Here is a 17,520-nt window from a genome sequence, read left to right on the forward strand (position 1 = left end):
AATAACTCCTTATGTGTTATAACGTCCGTTGCAATGTAACATTGTCCGTAACTATCGCAACGATGGAAAAAGTTTTCGTCCGGGCGCGGTTCTGACTACAATAGCCGCCATTTCGAACCTGACGGATAACGACGATTACATGCGCCTGCAAACCTCTCATCTTGAACTGCTCAGCCCCGCCCGCGATGCGACAATCGCTCGCGAAGCTATTCTTCATGGCGCAGACGCCGTCTACATCGGCGGGCCGGGGTTTGGCGCCCGCCATAACGCCAGCAACAGCCTGCACGATATCGCTGATCTGGTGCCGTTTGCGCATCGCTATGGCGCGAAGGTGTTCGTTACCCTGAACACCATTCTTCATGATGATGAACTGGAGCCCGCGCAGCGGCTGATCACTGATCTCTACCAGACGGGCGTGGATGCGCTGATCGTGCAGGATATGGGGATCCTCGAACTTGATATTCCGCCCATCGAACTCCATGCCAGCACTCAGTGCGATATCCGCAGCGTCGAAAAAGCGAAATTCCTCGCTGATGTCGGCTTCACGCAAATCGTGCTGGCGCGCGAGCTGAACCTGGAGCAAATCCACGCCATTCACGCCGCGACCGATGCCACTATTGAGTTCTTTATTCACGGCGCGTTGTGCGTGGCCTATTCCGGTCAGTGCTACATTTCTCATGCCCAGACCGGGCGCAGCGCCAACCGCGGCGACTGCTCGCAGGCCTGCCGCTTGCCCTATACCTTAAAGGATGATCAGGGGCGCGTGGTGTCGTTTGAAAAACACCTGTTGTCGATGAAAGACAACGACCAGTCCGCCAACCTTGGCGCGCTGATCGACGCCGGTGTGCGCTCATTCAAAATCGAAGGGCGTTACAAAGACATGAGCTACGTGAAAAACATCACCGCGCATTATCGACAGATGCTGGACGCCATTATTGAAGATCGCGGCGATCTGGCGCGCGCCTCCGCCGGGCGTACGGAGCATTTCTTTATTCCGTCGACTGACAAGACCTTCCATCGCGGCAGCACAGATTACTTTGTTAATGCCCGGAAAGGGGACATCGGTGCCTTTGATTCGCCGAAGTTTATCGGCCTGCCGGTGGGTGAAGTGTTGAAGGTGGCGAAAGATCACCTCGACGTTGAAGTGACAGAGCCGTTGGCCAACGGCGACGGGCTTAATGTGATGATCAAACGCGAAATCGTCGGTTTCCGCGCCAATACGGTGGAAAAGACCGGCGAAAACCGTTATCGCGTGTGGCCGAACGAAATGCCTGCTGATCTGCACAAAGCGCGTCCGCATCAGGCGCTGAACCGCAACCTCGACCACAACTGGCAGCAGGCGTTGCTGAAAACGTCCAGTGAGCGCCGCGTGGCGGTGGATATTGAGCTCGGCGGCTGGCAGGAACAGTTGATCCTGACGCTGACCAGCGAAGAGGGTGTCAGCGTGACGCATACGCTTGACGGCAATTTTGACGAGGCGACCAACGCCGAAAAAGCGATGAACAGCCTGCATGATGGTGTGGCGAAACTGGGGCAATCGATCTACTACGCCCGGGACATCCGCATTACGATGCCGGGCGCGCTGTTTGTGCCGAACAGCCTGCTGAATCAGTTGCGCCGCGAAACGGTGGAAAAACTCGACGAGGCGCGTCTGGCAAGCTATCAGCGTGGCAGCCGCAAGCCGGTCTCTGTGCCGCCGCCGGTCTTTCCGGAAACCCATCTTAGTTTCCTTGCCAACGTCTACAACCACAAAGCGCGTGCGTTTTATCATCGCTATGGCGTGCAACTGATTGACGCGGCGTATGAAGCTCATGAAGAGAAGGGCGACGTGCCGGTGATGATCACCAAACACTGTCTGCGGTTTGCTTTCAACTTGTGCCCGAAACAGGCGAAAGGGAATATCAAGAGCTGGCGTGCGACACCGATGCAACTGGTGCATGGTGACGAAGTATTAACCCTGCGCTTTGACTGCCGTCCATGTGAAATGCATGTGGTGGGAAAAATCAAAAACCACATCCTGAAACTGCCGCAGCCGGGCAGTATTGTGGCCTCCGTCAGCCCTGATGAGTTGATGAAAACCCTGCCGAAGCGCAAGCGCTAAACGATAAGAGCAGGGGGAATTCTCCCCCTGCTGTTCAGGATGTAAACCCGGCCGCCGTCATCAGCAGACGAAAACCCGCCCCGACAATCGCCAGCGCCAGCACGCTCCCGCCCCATAAAATAACCAGCCACAACAGCCGTTTCAGTAAAGTTTGCTGCATCAGTGATACCCCTCTCCATGCTGTACTTTTCCGCGAAACACGTAGTAACTCCAGACGGTGTAAACGAGGATTATCGGGATGATCAGCAGTGCGCCGACCAGCATAAAACCCTGACTTTGCGGCGGTGCAGCGGCCTGCCAGAGCGTGATGTCCGGCGGGATCAAGTGCGGCCAGATACTGATACCCAGTCCGCTAAAGCCAAGGAAAATCAGCCCCAGCGTCAGTAAAAACGGCGACGCGTGATGCGCCGGGTTTGCCAGCTCGCGCCACAGCCAGACGCTCAGGGTAATCACCAGCAGCGGCACGGGGGCAAGAAAGAAAAGATTCGGCAGGCTGAACCAGCGCGCGGCAATTGCGCTGTGCGTCAGTGGCGTCCAGAGGCTGATGATGGCGATCACTGCCAGTAGCGCCAGCAGTAACTTTTTCGCCGCACCGCGCATTTTCGCCTGTAATGGATTTTCGCTTTTCATCACCAGCCAGGTGGCGCCGAGCAGGGCATAGGCAATCACCAGACCCACACCACAAAACAGGGAAAACGGCGTCAGCCAGTCCAGCGGGCCGCCGGTATACGCGCGATCAGTCACCGAAAAGCCGTTCAGCACCGCCCCAACCACCACGCCCTGGCTGAAGGTGGCGAGCAGGGAGCCGCCGATAAACGCCTTATCCCAGAACGGGCGGTGTGACGGCGTGGCTTTGAAACGAAACTCAAAAGCCACGCCACGGAAGATCAGGCCGATTAACATCAGCGTCAGTGGAATGGTCAGCGCATCGACAATCACCGCGTAGGCCAGCGGAAAGGCACCGAACAGCCCGGCGCCACCGAGCACCAGCCAGGTTTCGTTGCCATCCCACACTGGCGCGACACTGTTGACCATTACATCACGATCTTCCGGGTCACGCGTCAGCGGAAAGAGCACGCCGATACCGAGATCAAACCCGTCCATCACGATATACATCAGGGTGGCGAAGACGATGATCACAAACCAGATAACAGAAAGATCGATGCCCATCAGCGGTGCTCCTCAGCAGGAAAGGATTCAACAACAGCAGAAAGCGGGCGCGCCGGGGTGCCGGAGGTGTCCGGGTCGTTATCCTGCGGCCCTTTGCGGATCAGGCGGATCATGTAGCTGTAGCCAACGCCAAACACAGCGCTGTAGACCACAATAAACGTGAGCAGGCTGACGCTCATTTGCAGGTCGCCATGCGCCGAGACCGCATCAGCGGTGCGCTGCAACCCGTAAACCACCCACGGTTGACGGCCCACCTCCGTGGTGACCCATCCGGCGAGGATCGCAATCAGCCCCGACGGCCCCATCCACAGCGCAAAGCGCAGGAACGGGCGCGAGAGGTACAGCCGCTGTTTTTTACGCAGCCACAGCGCCGTAATACCGAGCAGGATCATTAACATGCCAAGCCCGACCATGATGCGGAACGACCAGAACACGATGGTGGAATTGGGGCGATCCTCTCTGGGAAATTCTTTGAGCGCCGGAACCTGCTTATCCAGACTGTGGGTGAGGATCAGGCTGCCGAGGGCAGGGATTTCCAGTCCGTAACGGGTGCGCTCCTGAGCCATATCCGGCCAGCCAAACAGCAGCAGCGGCGTCGGCTCGCCCGGCACGTTTTCCCAGTGCCCTTCAATCGCGGCGATTTTGGCTGGCTGATGCTCAAGCGTATTCAGACCATGCATATCGCCAATCAAGGCCTGCAACGGTGCGACAATCAGCGTCATCCACAAAGCCATGGAGAACATCGCGCGGATGGCGGGCGTATTATTACCACGCAACAGATGCCAGGCCGCCGATGCGGCAACAAACAGCGCGCTGCTCAGAAACGCCGCTGTGGACATATGCAGCAGGCGGTACGGGAATGACGGATTAAACACCACCGCGAACCAGTCGACCGGCACCACCTGGCCGTTGACGATGGCAAACCCTTGCGGCGTCTGCATCCAGCTGTTTGACGCGAGGATCCAGAAGGTGGAAATAATGGTGCCCAACGCCACCATGCAGGTGGAGAAAAAGTGCAGTCCGGGGCCGACCTTATGCCAGCCGAACAGCATCACGCCGAGAAAACCAGCTTCGAGGAAGAACGCTGTCAGCACTTCATAAGTCAGTAGCGGGCCGGTAATGCTGCCCGCAAACTGTGAAAACCCACTCCAGTTGGTACCGAACTGATAAGCCATTACCAGACCAGACACCACGCCCATGCCGAAGTTAACGGCAAAGATTTTCGACCAGAAATGGTACAGCGAGCGCCATACCGGATTTTTAGTTTTCAGCCACAACCCTTCAAGCACCGCCAGATAACTGGCAAGGCCGATAGTGATAGCAGGAAAGATAATGTGGAAGGAAACTGTGAACGCAAACTGGACTCTTGCCAGATGAAACGCATCAAGACCGAACATGCACAACTCCGCAGAGTAAATTGATTCAGCGCAATTTTAGGATCTGACACATCGCAATGGCAGAAACAGTACAGTGATATTAATTGATAACAGTTCCACAACTGTTATGTTTTGCCATCGGGCACAATTCCTGGTTTATACGGCTGTAAGCCGTACTGATTGACGTCGGAAAAAGAGTGGCGTAGATTTTCTTCATACGGCTATCAGCCGTACCTGTTTTTCTGAAGGAGGAAAAATGAGAGGTCATTATGGCTAAAGTCGCGACATTTTCAGATGAACCGCGCAACGCGAAAAATGCCAGAGTAGAGCTGAAAACCAGCGCCGACATCAAAGACGTGCTTCGTGAGGCGGCGGCGGCGACGGGACTGGATCTCAGCGCTTTTATTCTTGGCGCGGCACTGGAACGTGCCGAAAGCGTGCTCGACAATCAACGGCGCCGCCAGCTGTCAGCAGAAAGCTGGCAACAGCTGAATCAGTTGCTGTCCGAACCAGCAGCACCGACGCTGGCGCTTCAGGCATTAATGCGGAGGGAAACCAATGGGAAAAAATCAGGAAGAGAGTGATATTTTGCTTTGCGCGTATCAGGCGGATATCACTTATCCGGGGCAAAAGCATTTTGATTGCGGCAATGTCGCCATCAACCATTTTGTGCGTAATTCGCTAAAAAAGAATGTGAAAGAGGGCAACTGCGCCGCCAGAGCGCTCATTGACGGGCATTCTGGCGAGCTGTTGGGGTGTTGTACTTTTACTGCGTATTCTCTGGATCGGGACAGACTGGCGGCAGCGTTATCCGGCTCATTGCCGGGTGACGTTGGCGTCGTGCGTCTGGTCATGCTGGGCGTAGCGCAGAAAGTGCAGCGGCGGGGCTTCGGGCTGGATCTCCTGAGCGATTTTTTCCGCCAAATTAAACTGATTCATCAGTCGCTGCCATTGAAAGGGGTTTATCTCGATGCCGCGCCTGAAGCCATCAACTTTTATGCCCGGCTGGGTTTTGCTCCGCTTTCAGAGCAACCCGGCGCATCCGATACCATTCCGCTTTTTCTGGCCATTCAGCATATTCTCGCTGCCTGATAGTGCCATTCGCCCGACCAGGATCATTGTCGGGCGGCACGCTCATTCTCCGCTTCTGACAATAACAGTTATCCAAAACGACTAAGATCACCTTTCTGTTATATGATGGTGAGAAATCTTCCGCAGGAATCCGCCATGAAAAAATACCAGCGTCTCGCACAGCAAATCACCGACCAGATTGAGCTGGGTGTGTGGGAGCCTGGCGACCGTTTGCCGTCGCTGCGTGAGCAGGTGGTGAGCAGCGGGATGAGTTTTATGACCGTCGGGCATGCTTATCAGTTGCTGGAAAGTCAGGGGCGGATTATCGCCCGACCGCAGTCGGGCTACTATGTGGCCCCGCGCCCGGTGCGACAACCGCCTGCCACGCCGCCAGAACAGGTAATGCGTGATGAATCCGTCGACATCAACACCTATATTTTTGAAGTGTTGCAGGCGAGCCGTGATGCGTCCGTGTTGCCGTTTGCCTCAGCGTTTCCCGATCCGCGTCTTTTTCCCTTACAGCAGCTTAACCGCTCGCTGGCGCAGGTGAGTAAAACGGCGACAGCGATGAGCGTGATTGAAAATCTGCCGCCGGGCAATGCCGAACTGCGCCACGCTATCGCCCGGCGGTATGCGTTGCAGGGGATGAACATTTCGCCGGACGAGATTGTGATCACCGCCGGAGCGCTGGAAGCGCTCAATCTCAGCCTGCAGGCGGTGACTGAGCCGGGTGACTGGGTGATCGTCGAGAACCCGTGTTTCTATGGCGCATTACAGGCGCTGGAGCGTCTGAAACTGAAGGCGCTGTCAGTGGCGTCTGATGTGAAAGAGGGGATCGACATGGACGCGCTGGCCCGGGCGCTACGGGATTACCCGGTGAAAGCCTGCTGGCTGATGACCAACAGCCAGAATCCGCTCGGCTTCACGCTCTCGCCGGAGAAAAAAGCGCAGCTGATTGCGCTACTGACGGCGCATAACGTGATGCTGATTGAAGACGATGTCTACAGCGAACTGTACTTCGGGCGGGAAAAACCGTTACCGGCGAAAGCCTGGGATCGCGATGATATGACGCTGCATTGCAGCTCGTTTTCGAAATGTCTGGTGCCGGGGTTTCGCATTGGCTGGGTCGCTGCCGGAAAACATGCGCGCCGCATCCAGCATCTGCAACTGATGAGTACGCTGTCGACCAGCTCGCCGATGCAACTGGCGCTGGTGGATTACCTGGCCACCAAACGCTATGACGCTCATTTGCGCCGCTTACGCCGTCAGCTCGCCGAGCGAAAACAGCAGGCCTGGCAATCGCTGCTGCGGCATTTGCCCGCTGAAGTGAAAATCCATCATAACGACAGCGGTTATTTTCTCTGGCTGGAACTGCCCGCCGGAATCGATGCAGGCGAACTGAGCGCGAAAGCGCTGGCGCAGCATATCAGCATCGCGCCGGGCAAAATGTTTTCCACCACCAACAGCTGGGCGTCGTTTTTCCGCTTTAATACCGCCTGGGGATGGGGCGAGCGTGAGGAAAATGCGATGAAGGTGTTGGGGGAATTGATTCGCGAATTGATCAAAAAATAGCGCCTGCAAAGGCAGGCGCTAAGGGATGGTGATTACGCCGTTACGATTGGCGGTTCTTCAAACGCGGTCAGCTTCGGTGCTTCGCCTTTGTATTTCTCAGCGTACACCAGCGAGGTGTTACCCGCGCAGCCGTTTGCCAGACGTGACGTCGGGATATCCGCCGTCAGCACGTTGGCGCCACCGTTTTTACAGATCCCGTTTTCGATATCTGGCCAGGCGCCTTCATGGATACAGATCACGCCCTGTTTGATGCCGTAGCTGACGCGGGCACCGACCAGCACCTGTCCACGCGCGTTCCAGACGCGGACCAGATCGCCATCAGCAATGCCGCGGGCTTTCGCATCTTCCGGGTGGATGGTAACCGGCTCACGGTTTGCCACCGCATACTCTTTACGCAGCGCAGCATAGTTCAACTGGCTGTGCAGACGATGCGCCGGGTGGGCGGTCAGCAACTGCAACTGATCTTTATCTGCGGTGCCTTTCCACTCGTCCGGCGCCAGCCAGGTCGCGTGCGGTGGGCAGTCTTTGTAATTGAATCCCTCAATGGTTTTTGAGTAGATTTCAATCTTGCCGCTTGGCGTCCCGAGGGCATTCATCACCGGATCGCTGCGGAACTCCGCGTAGCGAACGTACTTCTCATTTTTCTCGTTCTTACGCATTTCGATCAGCTTGTTCTGCTGCCAGAAGGCATTGAACTGCGGCATTGCCACACGCTGCGCACGACCCGCTTTTTGCGCCTCATCATAGAACTGCTTCAGCCAGCCCATCTCGTCTTTACCTTCGGTGTAGACCGCTTTCCCGCCAGCTTTGAGCATTTCAGCCAGATCGGCAAACACGTCGAAGTCGTTACGGGATTCGAACTGCGGTGGCACGGCCTGTTTCATCGGCACCAGGTGTTGATTACTGTAGTCGCCGGTCATGGTCAGGTCGTTACGCTCGAACGAGGTGGTGATCGGCAGAACGATGTCCGCGTGTTTCGCCGCCGCCGTCCAGTAGCTTTCGGAAATCACCACCAGCTCCGGTTTCTGCCAGGCTTTGATCAGACGGTTGGTATCCTGATGATGAGTAAAGTTACCGCCGCCTGCCCACCAGATCATTTTGATATCCGGGAAGGTCTGCTCTTTACCGTTGTGCTGATATTTGCCGCCAGGGTTTTCCAGCGCTTCGACAATACGCGCCACCGGAATACTGGTGACCGCATCAGATACAGCCCAGTCATTACCGGCGGAAGAACCGCCTGCAATCTGCGCGGAAATGGCTGGCAGCACACCGCCAACACGGGTCGGGTTACCGCCGTTGGAGTAGTGATAGGTGAAGCCAAAACCGCCGCCTTCTGTCCCGATCTGACCGAGCATCGCCGCCAGGGTAACCAGCATCCAGTGACGCTGTTCGCCATATTGCTGGCGCTGAATACCCCAGCCCGCCATCAGCATGGTTTTGTTGCCGGCGAAAATGTCTGCCAGTTTCTCAATTTGCTCTGCCGGCACGCCGCTGATGCCCGCTGCCCACTCGGCGGTTTTTTCTGTCTTGTCGGTTTTACCGAGCAGATACTCTTCAAACTGCGGATAACCGGTGGTGTACTTGTCGAGGAAGGCTTTGTCGTGCAGCCCTTTTTTCACCAGCGTATGGGCGATGCCGAGCATCATGGCCACGTCGGTGCCCATATTCGGTGCGATCCAGGTGGCACTGTCGCCAAAGAAATCGATAGTTTCGGAACGCATTGGGTCAATGGCGATGACGCTCTTGCCTGATTTTTTCAGCAGATGGAAATATTCAAGCCCTTGCTCATCGGTGCTGCTCCAGGCAATTTTCAGCGTGTTGAGCGGGTTCATGCCCCACAGCACCACGACCTGGCTGTGCTCGAGGATCATCGGCCATGTGGTCGGTTGCTCGTACACTTCGACTGACCCCAGCACGTAAGGGAGGATCACCTGTGCGGCGCCGGTGGAGTAGTCGCCAGTGTGCCCGGCATAACCGCCCGCCATGCTCATGTAGCGCTGCAACAGGGTCTGTGCTTTATGCAGCACGCCACTGGAGCGCCAGCCGTAGGAACCGGCGAAAACAGAGGAGGGGCCATAGCTGCTGCGAATACGGCTGTGTTGCTCGTGAATGAGTTTCAGCGCCTGATCCCAGCTCACGCGAACGAACGGATCGTTCCCGCGTTTGCCATCGGCTTTGCCAGGATTTTCCAGATAGCTTTTACGAACCATCGGGTATTTGATACGCGCGGTGGTGTGTACTTGATCCGGCGCGGTCTGTTGCAGTGAGTTCGGTACGGTTTTGGGCAGTGCGCCTTTAGAGGAAACGATTTTTCCGTCCTTGACCTCGACATACATCGCACCCCAACGCCCGGCGGTCAGAATAGCGCCGCCTGCCGGGCCTTCCGCCCAGGCTGGCATCGGGATGGCGGACGTAATCGCCAGCGAACCCGTTGCTGCTCCGGCCGTTTTAATAAAGTCGCGTCTTGTGAGTCTCATAGTTGCTCCTGGTGTTCTCGTTTATTCTTTGATGTCTTTCGCGTTGTACTGGAAATAACGACTCAGGATATCCAGCTCGTTTTCACTGATATTGGTGCGTGCCCCCATGCCTTTCACCACTGACGGCCAGGCATTAAGGGTGTAGTGATGCGTAGGAATTGGCGCATGACAGCCCGCGCAGTAGACGTCGTCCAGCTTGCGGGCGTAATCCCACATTGGCTCGCGGCTGGCGAGTGCCGACGCGCTCCATTCGCCCTGCAGTGTCACGTCACGCCAGGCATTGCCGTAATCATCTTTTTTCCAGTCGGAAAGCACTTTCAGCGACTGCTGGCCTTTTTCACTGAGGCTGGCGAGGATCAGGCGCTGGCCGGCGGCGTAGTAAATAACCTGCTCGCTGCCCTGCATCTGGCTGCCGCGAATTTCCACCTGTCGCGCCGTACCTTCGTTTTTCAGCACATGCAGTTCCGTGGCCGGATAAACAGTGCCGAGATCGCCAAGCGGGGTATTGCTGACGACATAAAGCGTTCTGGCATCGGCAGGTGTGGATGCGGCCTGGGTTTGCAGCGCTTTGACGGCGCTGTCATCCATTTTGATCTCAGGGGGGAAGTGGGCGACGCCTTTATGGCAGTCGATACAGGTCTGTTTTTCCTTAATACCCATTTCGTGCATTTTCTGTGCTTCGGGGCTCTGCGCGCTGAGATCCATGGCATCCATGCTGTGGCAACTGCGGCAGGTTGCCGAGTCATTGGCTTTTAATTGCGCCCAGACTGTCTGCGCCATTTCCAGCCGATGTTCTTCGAATTTCTCAGGGGTATCGATCTTTTTGGTGATGAACTGGTGATAAATATCTTTCGAAGCGAGGAATTTGGTGACGAGATAATCCATACCACCCTCAGGAATATGGCAATCCGCACATTCGGCGCGGATCCCTTTCTGATTCTGAAAATGCACAGAGCCGGTATATTCTTCATAAGGGGCTTGCATGGTATGGCAGGATAAACAGAATTCCGTGCTGGAGGTTTTGTGTAACGTCCATTGCGCCGCGAGGATCGCCAGTGCGCCAAGAATGACGCCAAGTAAACAAACCAGCGCCAGGGTTTTATTTATTTTTCTCATTCCACTTCTCGTTATGTTTTTACCTCGTTGTAGGTAAACGATAAGTAACCAATAAGCGGTAAACCTTGATATTCATCAAAAGGTAAGGGGAATGGAGGCAGAGAATACTACATTCCTGAAGAGGATCTCATTTTGAAATACAGCGGAAAAAGGATGACTAAACAGCAGTCTGTGCTGGTATGAATGGTTTCATGTGCCAGCATTTAGCTTAGAAACAGTATAAAAATCCTAACCGCGCCCCGCGATGAACTCATAAGAGTCATTAATCAGCAAAAAACACTTGGTTATATATTTTATTATACAACGGAGCGGCGTAAACCGTGTAAATGGCGATAGGGGAGAATCCCGCTGGCGAACTATTTACTAAACACCGTTCTTATTCACTGAATATCTTTTTCTGCTTTTAAAAATAACGCATTTAATTAACGATGATTATTTGAAGTGATATTTCTTCGCAACGGCCATATGAAAAATCAATACCCTCAACAACACAGTAACTGTTTGTCTCTTTGGCCGTCTATTATTGCTTTTGTCTGACTTTTCAGCGTAATGCGCGGCTTGTCACAACCTGAGTAAATTTCCTCAGCGCGGCAGGTGCGCCCTCGTTGCGCCGTCTACTGTTATTAAAGGAGATATTTTTACGGCACGGCTGCCGCCAGAATTCATTGTGACAGGAGTAAGATTCTATGAGCAAGCAATTTGCCCGCAGCAGCCTGTGCGCGCTGGGAATGACCGTCATTACCGCGCATGCCGCCGAACCCCCGACATCGCTCGAAAAAGGCGAAGGCCAGTTAGATATTATCGCCTGGCCTGGCTATATCGAACGGGGGCAGACGGATAAAAACTACGACTGGGTCACCGCCTTCGAAAAAGAGAGTGGTTGCCAGGTCAACGTCAAAACCGCCGCCACCTCTGACGAGATGGTCAGCCTGATGGCCAAAGGCGGATACGATCTGGTCACCGCGTCCGGCGATGCGTCCTTGCGTTTGATCATGGGCAAACGCGTACAACCGATCGACACCAGACTGATCCCGGCCTGGAAAACCCTCGATCCGCGCATTGTGAAGGGCGACTGGTTTAACGTCGACGGCAAAGTGTACGGCACGCCGTATCAGTGGGGCCCGAACCTGCTGATGTACAACACCAAAACGTTCACGACGCCGCCGGACAGCTGGAGCGTGGTGTTTGTTAAGCAGAATCTGCCCGATGGAAAAACCAACCAGGGGCGCGTTCAGGCTTACGACGGCCCCATTTATATTGCCGATGCCGCGCTGTTCGTGAAAGCAACGCAGCCGCAACTCGGCATCAAAGATCCCTACCAGCTCACTGAAGAACAGTATCAGGCGGTACTGAAAGTGCTGCGCGATCAGCATGGCCTGATCCACCGCTACTGGCACGACACCACCGTCCAGATGAGTGATTTCAAAAACGAAGGCGTTGTCGCCTCCAGCGCCTGGCCCTATCAGGCCAACGGGCTGAAAGGTGAAGGGCAGCCTATTGCCACTGTGTTTCCAAAAGAAGGCGTAACCGGCTGGGCCGATACCACCATGCTGCATGCGCAGGCGAAGCATCCGGTCTGTGCTTACAAGTGGATGAACTGGTCGCTGACGCCAAAAGTGCAGGGGGATGTATCCGCCTGGTTTGGTTCGCTTCCCGTGGTGCCGGAAGGTTGCAAAGCCAGCACCTTGCTCGGCGAAAAAGGCTGCGAAACCAACGGCTACGCCTTCTTTGACAAGATCGCCTTCTGGAAAACGCCAGTGGCGAACGGCGGCAAATATGTCTCCTACAGCCGCTGGACGCAGGATTACATCGCCATCATGGGCGGTCGCTGAGTGCGGGAGTGAAACATGACGTATGCCGTAGAGTTTCATGACGTCTCGCGTCTGTATGGTGATGTGCGCGCGGTGGATGGAGTCAGCATTGCGATTAAGGATGGCGAGTTTTTCTCCATGCTGGGGCCGTCCGGCTCCGGCAAAACCACCTGTCTGCGGTTGATTGCCGGGTTCGAGCAGCTTTCCGGTGGCAACATCAGCATTTTCGGCAAAGAGGCCAGCGAACTTCCCCCCTGGGAACGCGATGTAAACACGGTCTTTCAGGATTACGCGCTGTTCCCGCATATGTCGATTCTCGACAACGTCGCTTACGGGTTAATGGTCAAAGGGGTCGATAAAAAAACGCGGCGGCAGCGTGCGCAGGAGGCGCTGGAAAAAGTGGCACTCGGGTTTGTCCATACCCGAAAGCCGTCGCAACTCTCCGGCGGTCAGCGCCAGCGGGTGGCGATAGCCCGTGCGCTGGTCAATCAACCGCGCGTGCTGTTGCTTGATGAGCCGCTGGGCGCGCTGGATCTCAAATTGCGCGAGCAGATGCAGCTTGAACTGAAAAAGCTGCAACAGGATCTGGGGATCACCTTTATTTTCGTCACTCACGATCAGGGCGAAGCGCTGTCGATGTCCGATCGCGTCGCGGTGTTTAACAACGGTCGCATTGAACAAGTCGATTCTCCACGTGATTTGTATCTGCGTCCGCGTACGCCGTTCGTCGCCGGGTTCGTCGGCACCTCCAACGTGTTTGATCCGGCGATGAGCGAAAAACTGTGCGGGATGGCGGGCGTCTGGTCGCTGCGTCCGGAACATATTCGGCTCAATGAAGGCGGCGAAGTGCAGGTTAATGGCGTGGTCCAGGCGGTGCAGTATCAGGGGGCGGCGACGCGCGTTGAGATTGCGTTGTCGGGCGGTGAAAAACTGCTGGTGAGCCAGGCCAGTTTTACCGGCAGCGCTTTGCCCGCAACGCCCGTACCGGGGCAAACGGTGCTGGCATCCTGGGCGCGAGAGGCCATGGTGCCGCTTGACGGAGGGAGGTGAAATGGAGATGAGTGTGTCCCCAACGCCGTCACCGTCGCGCATTAGCCGCCTGTCAGGTCTGTTCTGGCGCAAACCCGCGCTCGGGCTGTTTTTGTTGCTGCTCGGGCCGCTGATGTGGTTCGGGATCGTCTATCTTGGCTCACTGTTTACTTTGCTGTGGCAGGGGTTTTACACCTTCGACGATTTCACCATGTCCGTCACGCCGGATCTGACGTTGGCGAACCTGAGAGCGCTGTTTAACCCGGCGAATTACGACATCATCCTGCGCACGCTGGTGATGGCGGTCGGTGTGACCATTGCCAGCGCAATACTGGCCTTTCCGATGGCCTGGTATATGGCGCGCTACGCCCGCGGCAAAATGAAAGCTTTCTTTTATATCGCCGTCATGCTGCCGATGTGGGCGAGCTACATCGTTAAGGCCTACGCCTGGACGCTGCTTCTGGCGAAGGATGGCGTCGCGCAGTGGTTTCTCAGCCATATGGGGCTGGAAGGGCTGTTGAATCTGATCCTCACGCTGCCCGGCATTGGCGGCAATACGTTGTCGACTTCCGGACTGGGGCGCTTTCTGGTTTTTGTCTATATCTGGCTGCCGTTCATGATCCTGCCGGTACAGGCGGCGCTGGAGCGTCTGCCATCGTCGCTGTTGCAGGCTTCATCCGATCTCGGTGCCAGACCCAGTCAGACCTTCCGCCATGTGGTGTTGCCACTGGCGATCCCCGGTATTGCGGCGGGCTCTATTTTTACCTTTTCGCTGACGCTCGGCGATTTTATTGTGCCGCAGCTCGTCGGGCCACCGGGGTATTTCATCGGCAACATGGTCTATTCGCAACAGGGGGCGATCGGCAATATGCCAATGGCAGCGGCATTCACGCTGGTGCCTGGTGTATTAATTGCCCTTTATCTGGCGTTCGTGAAGCGCCTGGGAGCCTTCGATGCACTCTGAACGCGCACCGTGGTTTCTCAAAATCGCCACCTGGGGCGGCGTTGTCTTCCTGCATTTCCCGCTGGCTATTATTGCGATGTACGCCTTTAACACCGAAGACGCGGCATACAGCTTTCCGCCGCAGGGGCTGACGCTGCACTGGTTCAGCGTGGCGGCGGGGCGTGGTGATATTCTCGATTCCGTGACGTTGTCACTAAAAATCGCCGCACTGGCGACATTGATTGCACTGGTGCTGGGAACGTTAGCTGCCGCGGCACTGTGGCGCAGCACGTTTTTCGGCAAAAACGCTATCTCGTTATTGCTGCTTCTGCCCATTGCCTTGCCGGGGATCATCACCGGGCTGGCACTGCTGACCGCGTTTAAGGCAATTGGTCTCGAGCCAGGATTCCTCACCATCGTGGTGGGGCACGCCACTTTCTGTGTGGTGGTGGTGTTTAACAACGTGATCGCCCGTTTCCGGCGCACCTCATGGAGCCTGGTCGAAGCGTCGATGGATTTGGGTGCTAACGGCTGGCAAACCTTCCGCTATGTGGTGCTGCCGAATCTTGGCTCGGCGCTGCTGGCCGGGGGCATGCTGGCCTTCGCGCTCTCCTTTGATGAAATTATCGTTACCACGTTTACCGCCGGACACGAACGCACGTTGCCGCTCTGGCTGTTGAATCAGCTCGGACGGCCGCGCGACGTACCGGTCACCAACGTGGTGGCTTTGTTAGTGATGTTGGCAACAACGATTCCCATTCTGGGTGCCTGGTGGTTAACCCGAGACGGCGAAATGGTCGCCGGTAGCGGGAAATAAACGATAAATATGGAGTCTGCTATGCAACATAAGTTATTGATCAATGGTGAACTGGTGGCAGGTGAAGGGGAGAAGCAACCTGTCTACAATCCGTCAACCGGCGAGGTCATTCTCGAGATTGCGGAAGCCTCGCCAGCACAGGTTGATGCGGCGGTGCTGGCAGCGGATCGTGCGTTTATGGAATGGGGGCAAACGACGCCGAAAACACGCTCGGAGTGCCTGTTAAAACTGGCGGAAGCGATTGAAACGCATGCGGAAGAGTTCGCGCGCCTTGAGTCGCTCAACTGCGGCAAGCCACTGCACTGCGTACTGAATGACGAAATTCCGGCCATTGTTGACGTGTTCCGCTTTTTTGCCGGGGCATCGCGCTGCCTGAGTGGTCTGGCGGCGGGTGAGTATCTGGAAGGGCACACGTCGATGATTCGCCGCGATCCGGTCGGGGTGGTGGCCTCGATTGCGCCGTGGAACTATCCGCTGATGATGGCGGCCTGGAAACTGGCGCCAGCGCTGGCTGCCGGGAACTGCGTGGTGATCAAACCGTCAGAAATCACCCCGCTGACTGCACTCAAACTGGCTGAACTCGCCAGCGGCATTTTCCCGCCAGGGGTGCTGAACGTGCTGTTCGGGCGCGGTAAAACCGTTGGCGATCCGCTGACCGGTCATGAAAAAGTGCGCATGGTGTCGCTGACCGGCTCCATCGCGACTGGTGAGCATATCATCGGTCATACCGCCTCGACGATTAAGCGCATGCATATGGAACTGGGCGGCAAAGCGCCAGTGATTGTGTTTGATGATGCCGATATCGATGCGGTGGTGGACGGCGTACGCACATTCGGCTTCTACAATGCCGGGCAGGACTGTACCGCCGCCTGTCGCATATACGCCCAGCGGGGCGTTCATGATCGACTGGTGGAAAAACTGGGTGCGGCGGTGGCCAGCCTGAAAATGGGCGATCCGCAGGATCCGTCCACCGAACTTGGCCCGCTTAGCTCGCAGGCGCATCTGGAACGTGTGTCTGCGGCCGTCGAGAAAGCCAAAGCGCTCGGTCATATCAAAGTGGTAACCGGCGGTAATAAAGTCGAAGCGCCTGGCTATCGTTACCAGCCCACGGTGCTGGCGGGCGCGTTGCAGGAAGATGAGATTGTGCAGCGCGAAGTGTTTGGCCCGGTGGTCAGCGTGACGATGTTTGATGATGAAGCGCAGGTGCTGGCCTGGGCCAACGACTCGCAATACGGGCTGGCGTCATCCGTCTGGACGCGTGACGTCGGGCGCGCGCATCGTCTTAGTGCACGCCTGCAATATGGCTGCACCTGGGTCAACACCCACTTCATGCTGGTCAGTGAAATGCCGCACGGTGGGCAGAAACAGTCTGGCTTCGGCAAAGATATGTCGCTGTACGGGCTGGAGGATTATACCGTGGTGCGTCATGTGATGGTGAAACACGAATAAAGGCAGTAAAACACATTGCCCCGGGACACAGAAATATACCGGGGCAATGCCTGTCGTGACAGGGAAGTTACAATAAGTCGCTATTACGAGAATGGAGATAAACTCAGAAAACCCAGTTAAATCTGTAGCATAAGAGACTCAGTAACAGCAACGCAGCCATAACATTTATCAATACTACGGTTCTGCTGGAAACGTCCATAACGCCACCTCGCTGAATTAACCCCTAAACATATAGTCGGCGAAGTGCCTAAGTGCAATCGGATAAAGGCTTAGATTTCTAAAATTCGGCGTTGGCAAGAAATTTTCGTATTCTTGAGCAGGGATCTTGATGGGCATCATAAAAAGAGGCATAGTGCGCCCGGTTTTTCCACGGAATGGGCTTCCCAATGACGCTGTACCAAAAAATGCTGGTGTTCTATGTCGTGATGGCGGTGATCTGTTCGGTGATCACCTGGTTTCTGACGAAAGAACGCTTCTGTATTCGCCTGATGGCTTCCCTCCTTGTTGGTGTTACCTGGCCGTTTAGTTTCCCTGTCGCACTGCTGATGTCGCTATTCTGAGGATCAATGACGGGCTCACATCCTTGTG

At 55.8% G+C, this 17,520-nt stretch carries 16 protein-coding genes; 10 read left to right on the top strand and 6 right to left on the bottom strand.

Going from position 1 to position 17,520, the window contains the following annotated elements; translation table 11 throughout:
• Window positions 1-139: 139 nt before the first annotated feature.
• Complete coding sequence (locus QMG90_RS10915; protein ID WP_283283939.1) at window positions 140-2,101, top strand: peptidase U32 family protein; 1,962 nt, start codon at window positions 140-142, stop codon at window positions 2,099-2,101.
• A 34-nt stretch (window positions 2,102-2,135) separates the two neighbouring features.
• On the opposite strand, the gene QMG90_RS10920 is transcribed toward QMG90_RS10915, so the two are convergent.
• The 3 genes from QMG90_RS10920 to QMG90_RS10930 are packed head-to-tail and all read right to left on the bottom strand — an operon-like array spanning window position 2,136 to window position 4,668.
• Window positions 2,136-2,261, bottom strand: a complete 126-nt coding sequence (locus QMG90_RS10920; RefSeq protein WP_283283820.1) for a DUF2474 domain-containing protein — start codon at window positions 2,259-2,261, stop codon at window positions 2,136-2,138.
• Window positions 2,261-3,271: a cytochrome d ubiquinol oxidase subunit II gene (gene cydB, locus QMG90_RS10925; protein WP_283283821.1), complete on the bottom strand. Its 1,011-nt coding sequence runs from the start codon at window positions 3,269-3,271 to the stop codon at window positions 2,261-2,263. The genes QMG90_RS10920 and cydB overlap by 1 nt, the downstream gene beginning before the upstream one ends.
• Window positions 3,271-4,668, bottom strand: coding sequence for a cytochrome ubiquinol oxidase subunit I (locus QMG90_RS10930; protein WP_283283822.1), 1,398 nt, complete (start codon window positions 4,666-4,668; stop codon window positions 3,271-3,273). Before QMG90_RS10930 ends, cydB begins: the two co-directional genes overlap by 1 nt.
• 245 nt (window positions 4,669-4,913) lie before the next feature.
• Between QMG90_RS10930 and QMG90_RS10935 the strand changes: the two genes are divergently transcribed.
• The 3 genes from QMG90_RS10935 (at window position 4,914) to QMG90_RS10945 (ending at window position 7,290) form a co-directional block, all read left to right on the top strand.
• Window positions 4,914-5,231 (top strand): type II toxin-antitoxin system TacA family antitoxin, encoded by a 318-nt coding sequence (locus QMG90_RS10935; protein ID WP_430381689.1) that lies wholly within the window; start codon window positions 4,914-4,916, stop codon window positions 5,229-5,231.
• A complete protein-coding gene (locus QMG90_RS10940; RefSeq protein WP_283283824.1) occupies window positions 5,206-5,739 on the top strand; it encodes a GNAT family N-acetyltransferase in 534 nt (177 codons plus the stop codon). Before QMG90_RS10935 ends, QMG90_RS10940 begins: the two co-directional genes overlap by 26 nt.
• A 135-nt stretch (window positions 5,740-5,874) precedes the next feature.
• Window positions 5,875-7,290 (top strand): aminotransferase-like domain-containing protein, encoded by a 1,416-nt coding sequence (locus QMG90_RS10945; protein ID WP_283283825.1) that lies wholly within the window; start codon window positions 5,875-5,877, stop codon window positions 7,288-7,290.
• 32 nt (window positions 7,291-7,322) lie between these two features.
• On the opposite strand, the gene QMG90_RS10950 is transcribed toward QMG90_RS10945, so the two are convergent.
• Together QMG90_RS10950 and QMG90_RS10955 are read right to left on the bottom strand one after the other, a co-directional pair.
• Window positions 7,323-9,767, bottom strand: coding sequence for a trimethylamine-N-oxide reductase 2 (locus QMG90_RS10950; RefSeq protein ID WP_283283826.1), 2,445 nt, complete (start codon window positions 9,765-9,767; stop codon window positions 7,323-7,325).
• A 21-nt stretch (window positions 9,768-9,788) separates the two neighbouring features.
• Window positions 9,789-10,883, bottom strand: coding sequence for a NapC/NirT family cytochrome c (locus tag QMG90_RS10955; RefSeq protein WP_283283827.1), 1,095 nt, complete (start codon window positions 10,881-10,883; stop codon window positions 9,789-9,791).
• Between the two features lie 686 nt (window positions 10,884-11,569).
• Here QMG90_RS10955 and ydcS point away from each other — a divergent pair.
• The 5 genes from ydcS to patD are packed head-to-tail and all read left to right on the top strand — an operon-like array spanning window position 11,570 to window position 16,932.
• A complete protein-coding gene (gene ydcS, locus QMG90_RS10960; protein WP_283283828.1) occupies window positions 11,570-12,715 on the top strand; it encodes a putative ABC transporter substrate-binding protein YdcS in 1,146 nt (381 codons plus the stop codon).
• A 15-nt stretch (window positions 12,716-12,730) separates the two neighbouring features.
• Window positions 12,731-13,744 carry an ABC transporter ATP-binding protein gene (locus tag QMG90_RS10965; RefSeq protein WP_283283829.1) on the top strand — a complete coding sequence of 338 codons (1,014 nt, stop codon included), beginning with the start codon at window positions 12,731-12,733 and terminating at the stop codon, window positions 13,742-13,744.
• Between the two features lies 1 nt (window position 13,745).
• The gene (locus QMG90_RS10970) at window positions 13,746-14,687 is read left to right on the top strand and encodes an ABC transporter permease (protein WP_283283830.1); all 942 of its coding nucleotides are present in this window, start codon (window positions 13,746-13,748) and stop codon (window positions 14,685-14,687) included.
• Window positions 14,677-15,483 carry an ABC transporter permease gene (locus tag QMG90_RS10975; RefSeq protein WP_283283831.1) on the top strand — a complete coding sequence of 269 codons (807 nt, stop codon included), beginning with the start codon at window positions 14,677-14,679 and terminating at the stop codon, window positions 15,481-15,483. The genes QMG90_RS10970 and QMG90_RS10975 overlap by 11 nt, the downstream gene beginning before the upstream one ends.
• 21 nt (window positions 15,484-15,504) lie before the next feature.
• Window positions 15,505-16,932, top strand: coding sequence for an aminobutyraldehyde dehydrogenase (gene patD / locus QMG90_RS10980; RefSeq protein ID WP_283283832.1), 1,428 nt, complete (start codon window positions 15,505-15,507; stop codon window positions 16,930-16,932).
• A gap of 103 nt (window positions 16,933-17,035) precedes the next feature.
• Here patD and yncL read toward each other — a convergent pair whose 3' ends face one another.
• Window positions 17,036-17,131: a stress response membrane protein YncL gene (gene yncL, locus QMG90_RS22530; RefSeq protein ID WP_419097332.1), complete on the bottom strand. Its 96-nt coding sequence runs from the start codon at window positions 17,129-17,131 to the stop codon at window positions 17,036-17,038.
• 187 nt (window positions 17,132-17,318) lie between these two features.
• Between yncL and QMG90_RS10985 the strand changes: the two genes are divergently transcribed.
• The gene (locus QMG90_RS10985; RefSeq protein WP_283283833.1) at window positions 17,319-17,492 is read left to right on the top strand and encodes a GhoT/OrtT family toxin; all 174 of its coding nucleotides are present in this window, start codon (window positions 17,319-17,321) and stop codon (window positions 17,490-17,492) included.
• Window positions 17,493-17,520 lie beyond the last annotated feature (28 nt).

The organism is Trabulsiella odontotermitis (genome assembly GCF_030053895.1).
In the GTDB taxonomy this organism is placed as follows: domain Bacteria; phylum Pseudomonadota; class Gammaproteobacteria; order Enterobacterales; family Enterobacteriaceae; genus Trabulsiella; species Trabulsiella odontotermitis_C.

Excerpts from the sequence above, each read along its gene's own strand:
- QMG90_RS10915 (WP_283283939.1), top strand. The coding sequence starts at position 140 with ATGCGCCTGCAAACCTCTCATCTTGAACTGCTCAGCCCCGCCCGCGAT.
- QMG90_RS10920 (WP_283283820.1), bottom strand. The coding sequence starts at position 2,261 with ATGCAGCAAACTTTACTGAAACGGCTGTTGTGGCTGGTTATTTTATGG.
- cydB (WP_283283821.1), bottom strand. The coding sequence starts at position 3,271 with ATGGGCATCGATCTTTCTGTTATCTGGTTTGTGATCATCGTCTTCGCC.
- QMG90_RS10930 (WP_283283822.1), bottom strand. The coding sequence starts at position 4,668 with ATGTTCGGTCTTGATGCGTTTCATCTGGCAAGAGTCCAGTTTGCGTTC.
- QMG90_RS10940 (WP_283283824.1), top strand. The coding sequence starts at position 5,206 with ATGGGAAAAAATCAGGAAGAGAGTGATATTTTGCTTTGCGCGTATCAG.
- QMG90_RS10945 (WP_283283825.1), top strand. The coding sequence starts at position 5,875 with ATGAAAAAATACCAGCGTCTCGCACAGCAAATCACCGACCAGATTGAG.
- QMG90_RS10950 (WP_283283826.1), bottom strand. The coding sequence starts at position 9,767 with ATGAGACTCACAAGACGCGACTTTATTAAAACGGCCGGAGCAGCAACG.
- QMG90_RS10955 (WP_283283827.1), bottom strand. The coding sequence starts at position 10,883 with ATGAGAAAAATAAATAAAACCCTGGCGCTGGTTTGTTTACTTGGCGTC.
- ydcS (WP_283283828.1), top strand. The coding sequence starts at position 11,570 with ATGAGCAAGCAATTTGCCCGCAGCAGCCTGTGCGCGCTGGGAATGACC.
- QMG90_RS10965 (WP_283283829.1), top strand. The coding sequence starts at position 12,731 with ATGACGTATGCCGTAGAGTTTCATGACGTCTCGCGTCTGTATGGTGAT.
- QMG90_RS10970 (WP_283283830.1), top strand. The coding sequence starts at position 13,746 with ATGGAGATGAGTGTGTCCCCAACGCCGTCACCGTCGCGCATTAGCCGC.
- QMG90_RS10975 (WP_283283831.1), top strand. The coding sequence starts at position 14,677 with ATGCACTCTGAACGCGCACCGTGGTTTCTCAAAATCGCCACCTGGGGC.
- patD (WP_283283832.1), top strand. The coding sequence starts at position 15,505 with ATGCAACATAAGTTATTGATCAATGGTGAACTGGTGGCAGGTGAAGGG.
- yncL (WP_419097332.1), bottom strand. The coding sequence starts at position 17,131 with ATGGACGTTTCCAGCAGAACCGTAGTATTGATAAATGTTATGGCTGCG.
- QMG90_RS10985 (WP_283283833.1), top strand. The coding sequence starts at position 17,319 with ATGACGCTGTACCAAAAAATGCTGGTGTTCTATGTCGTGATGGCGGTG.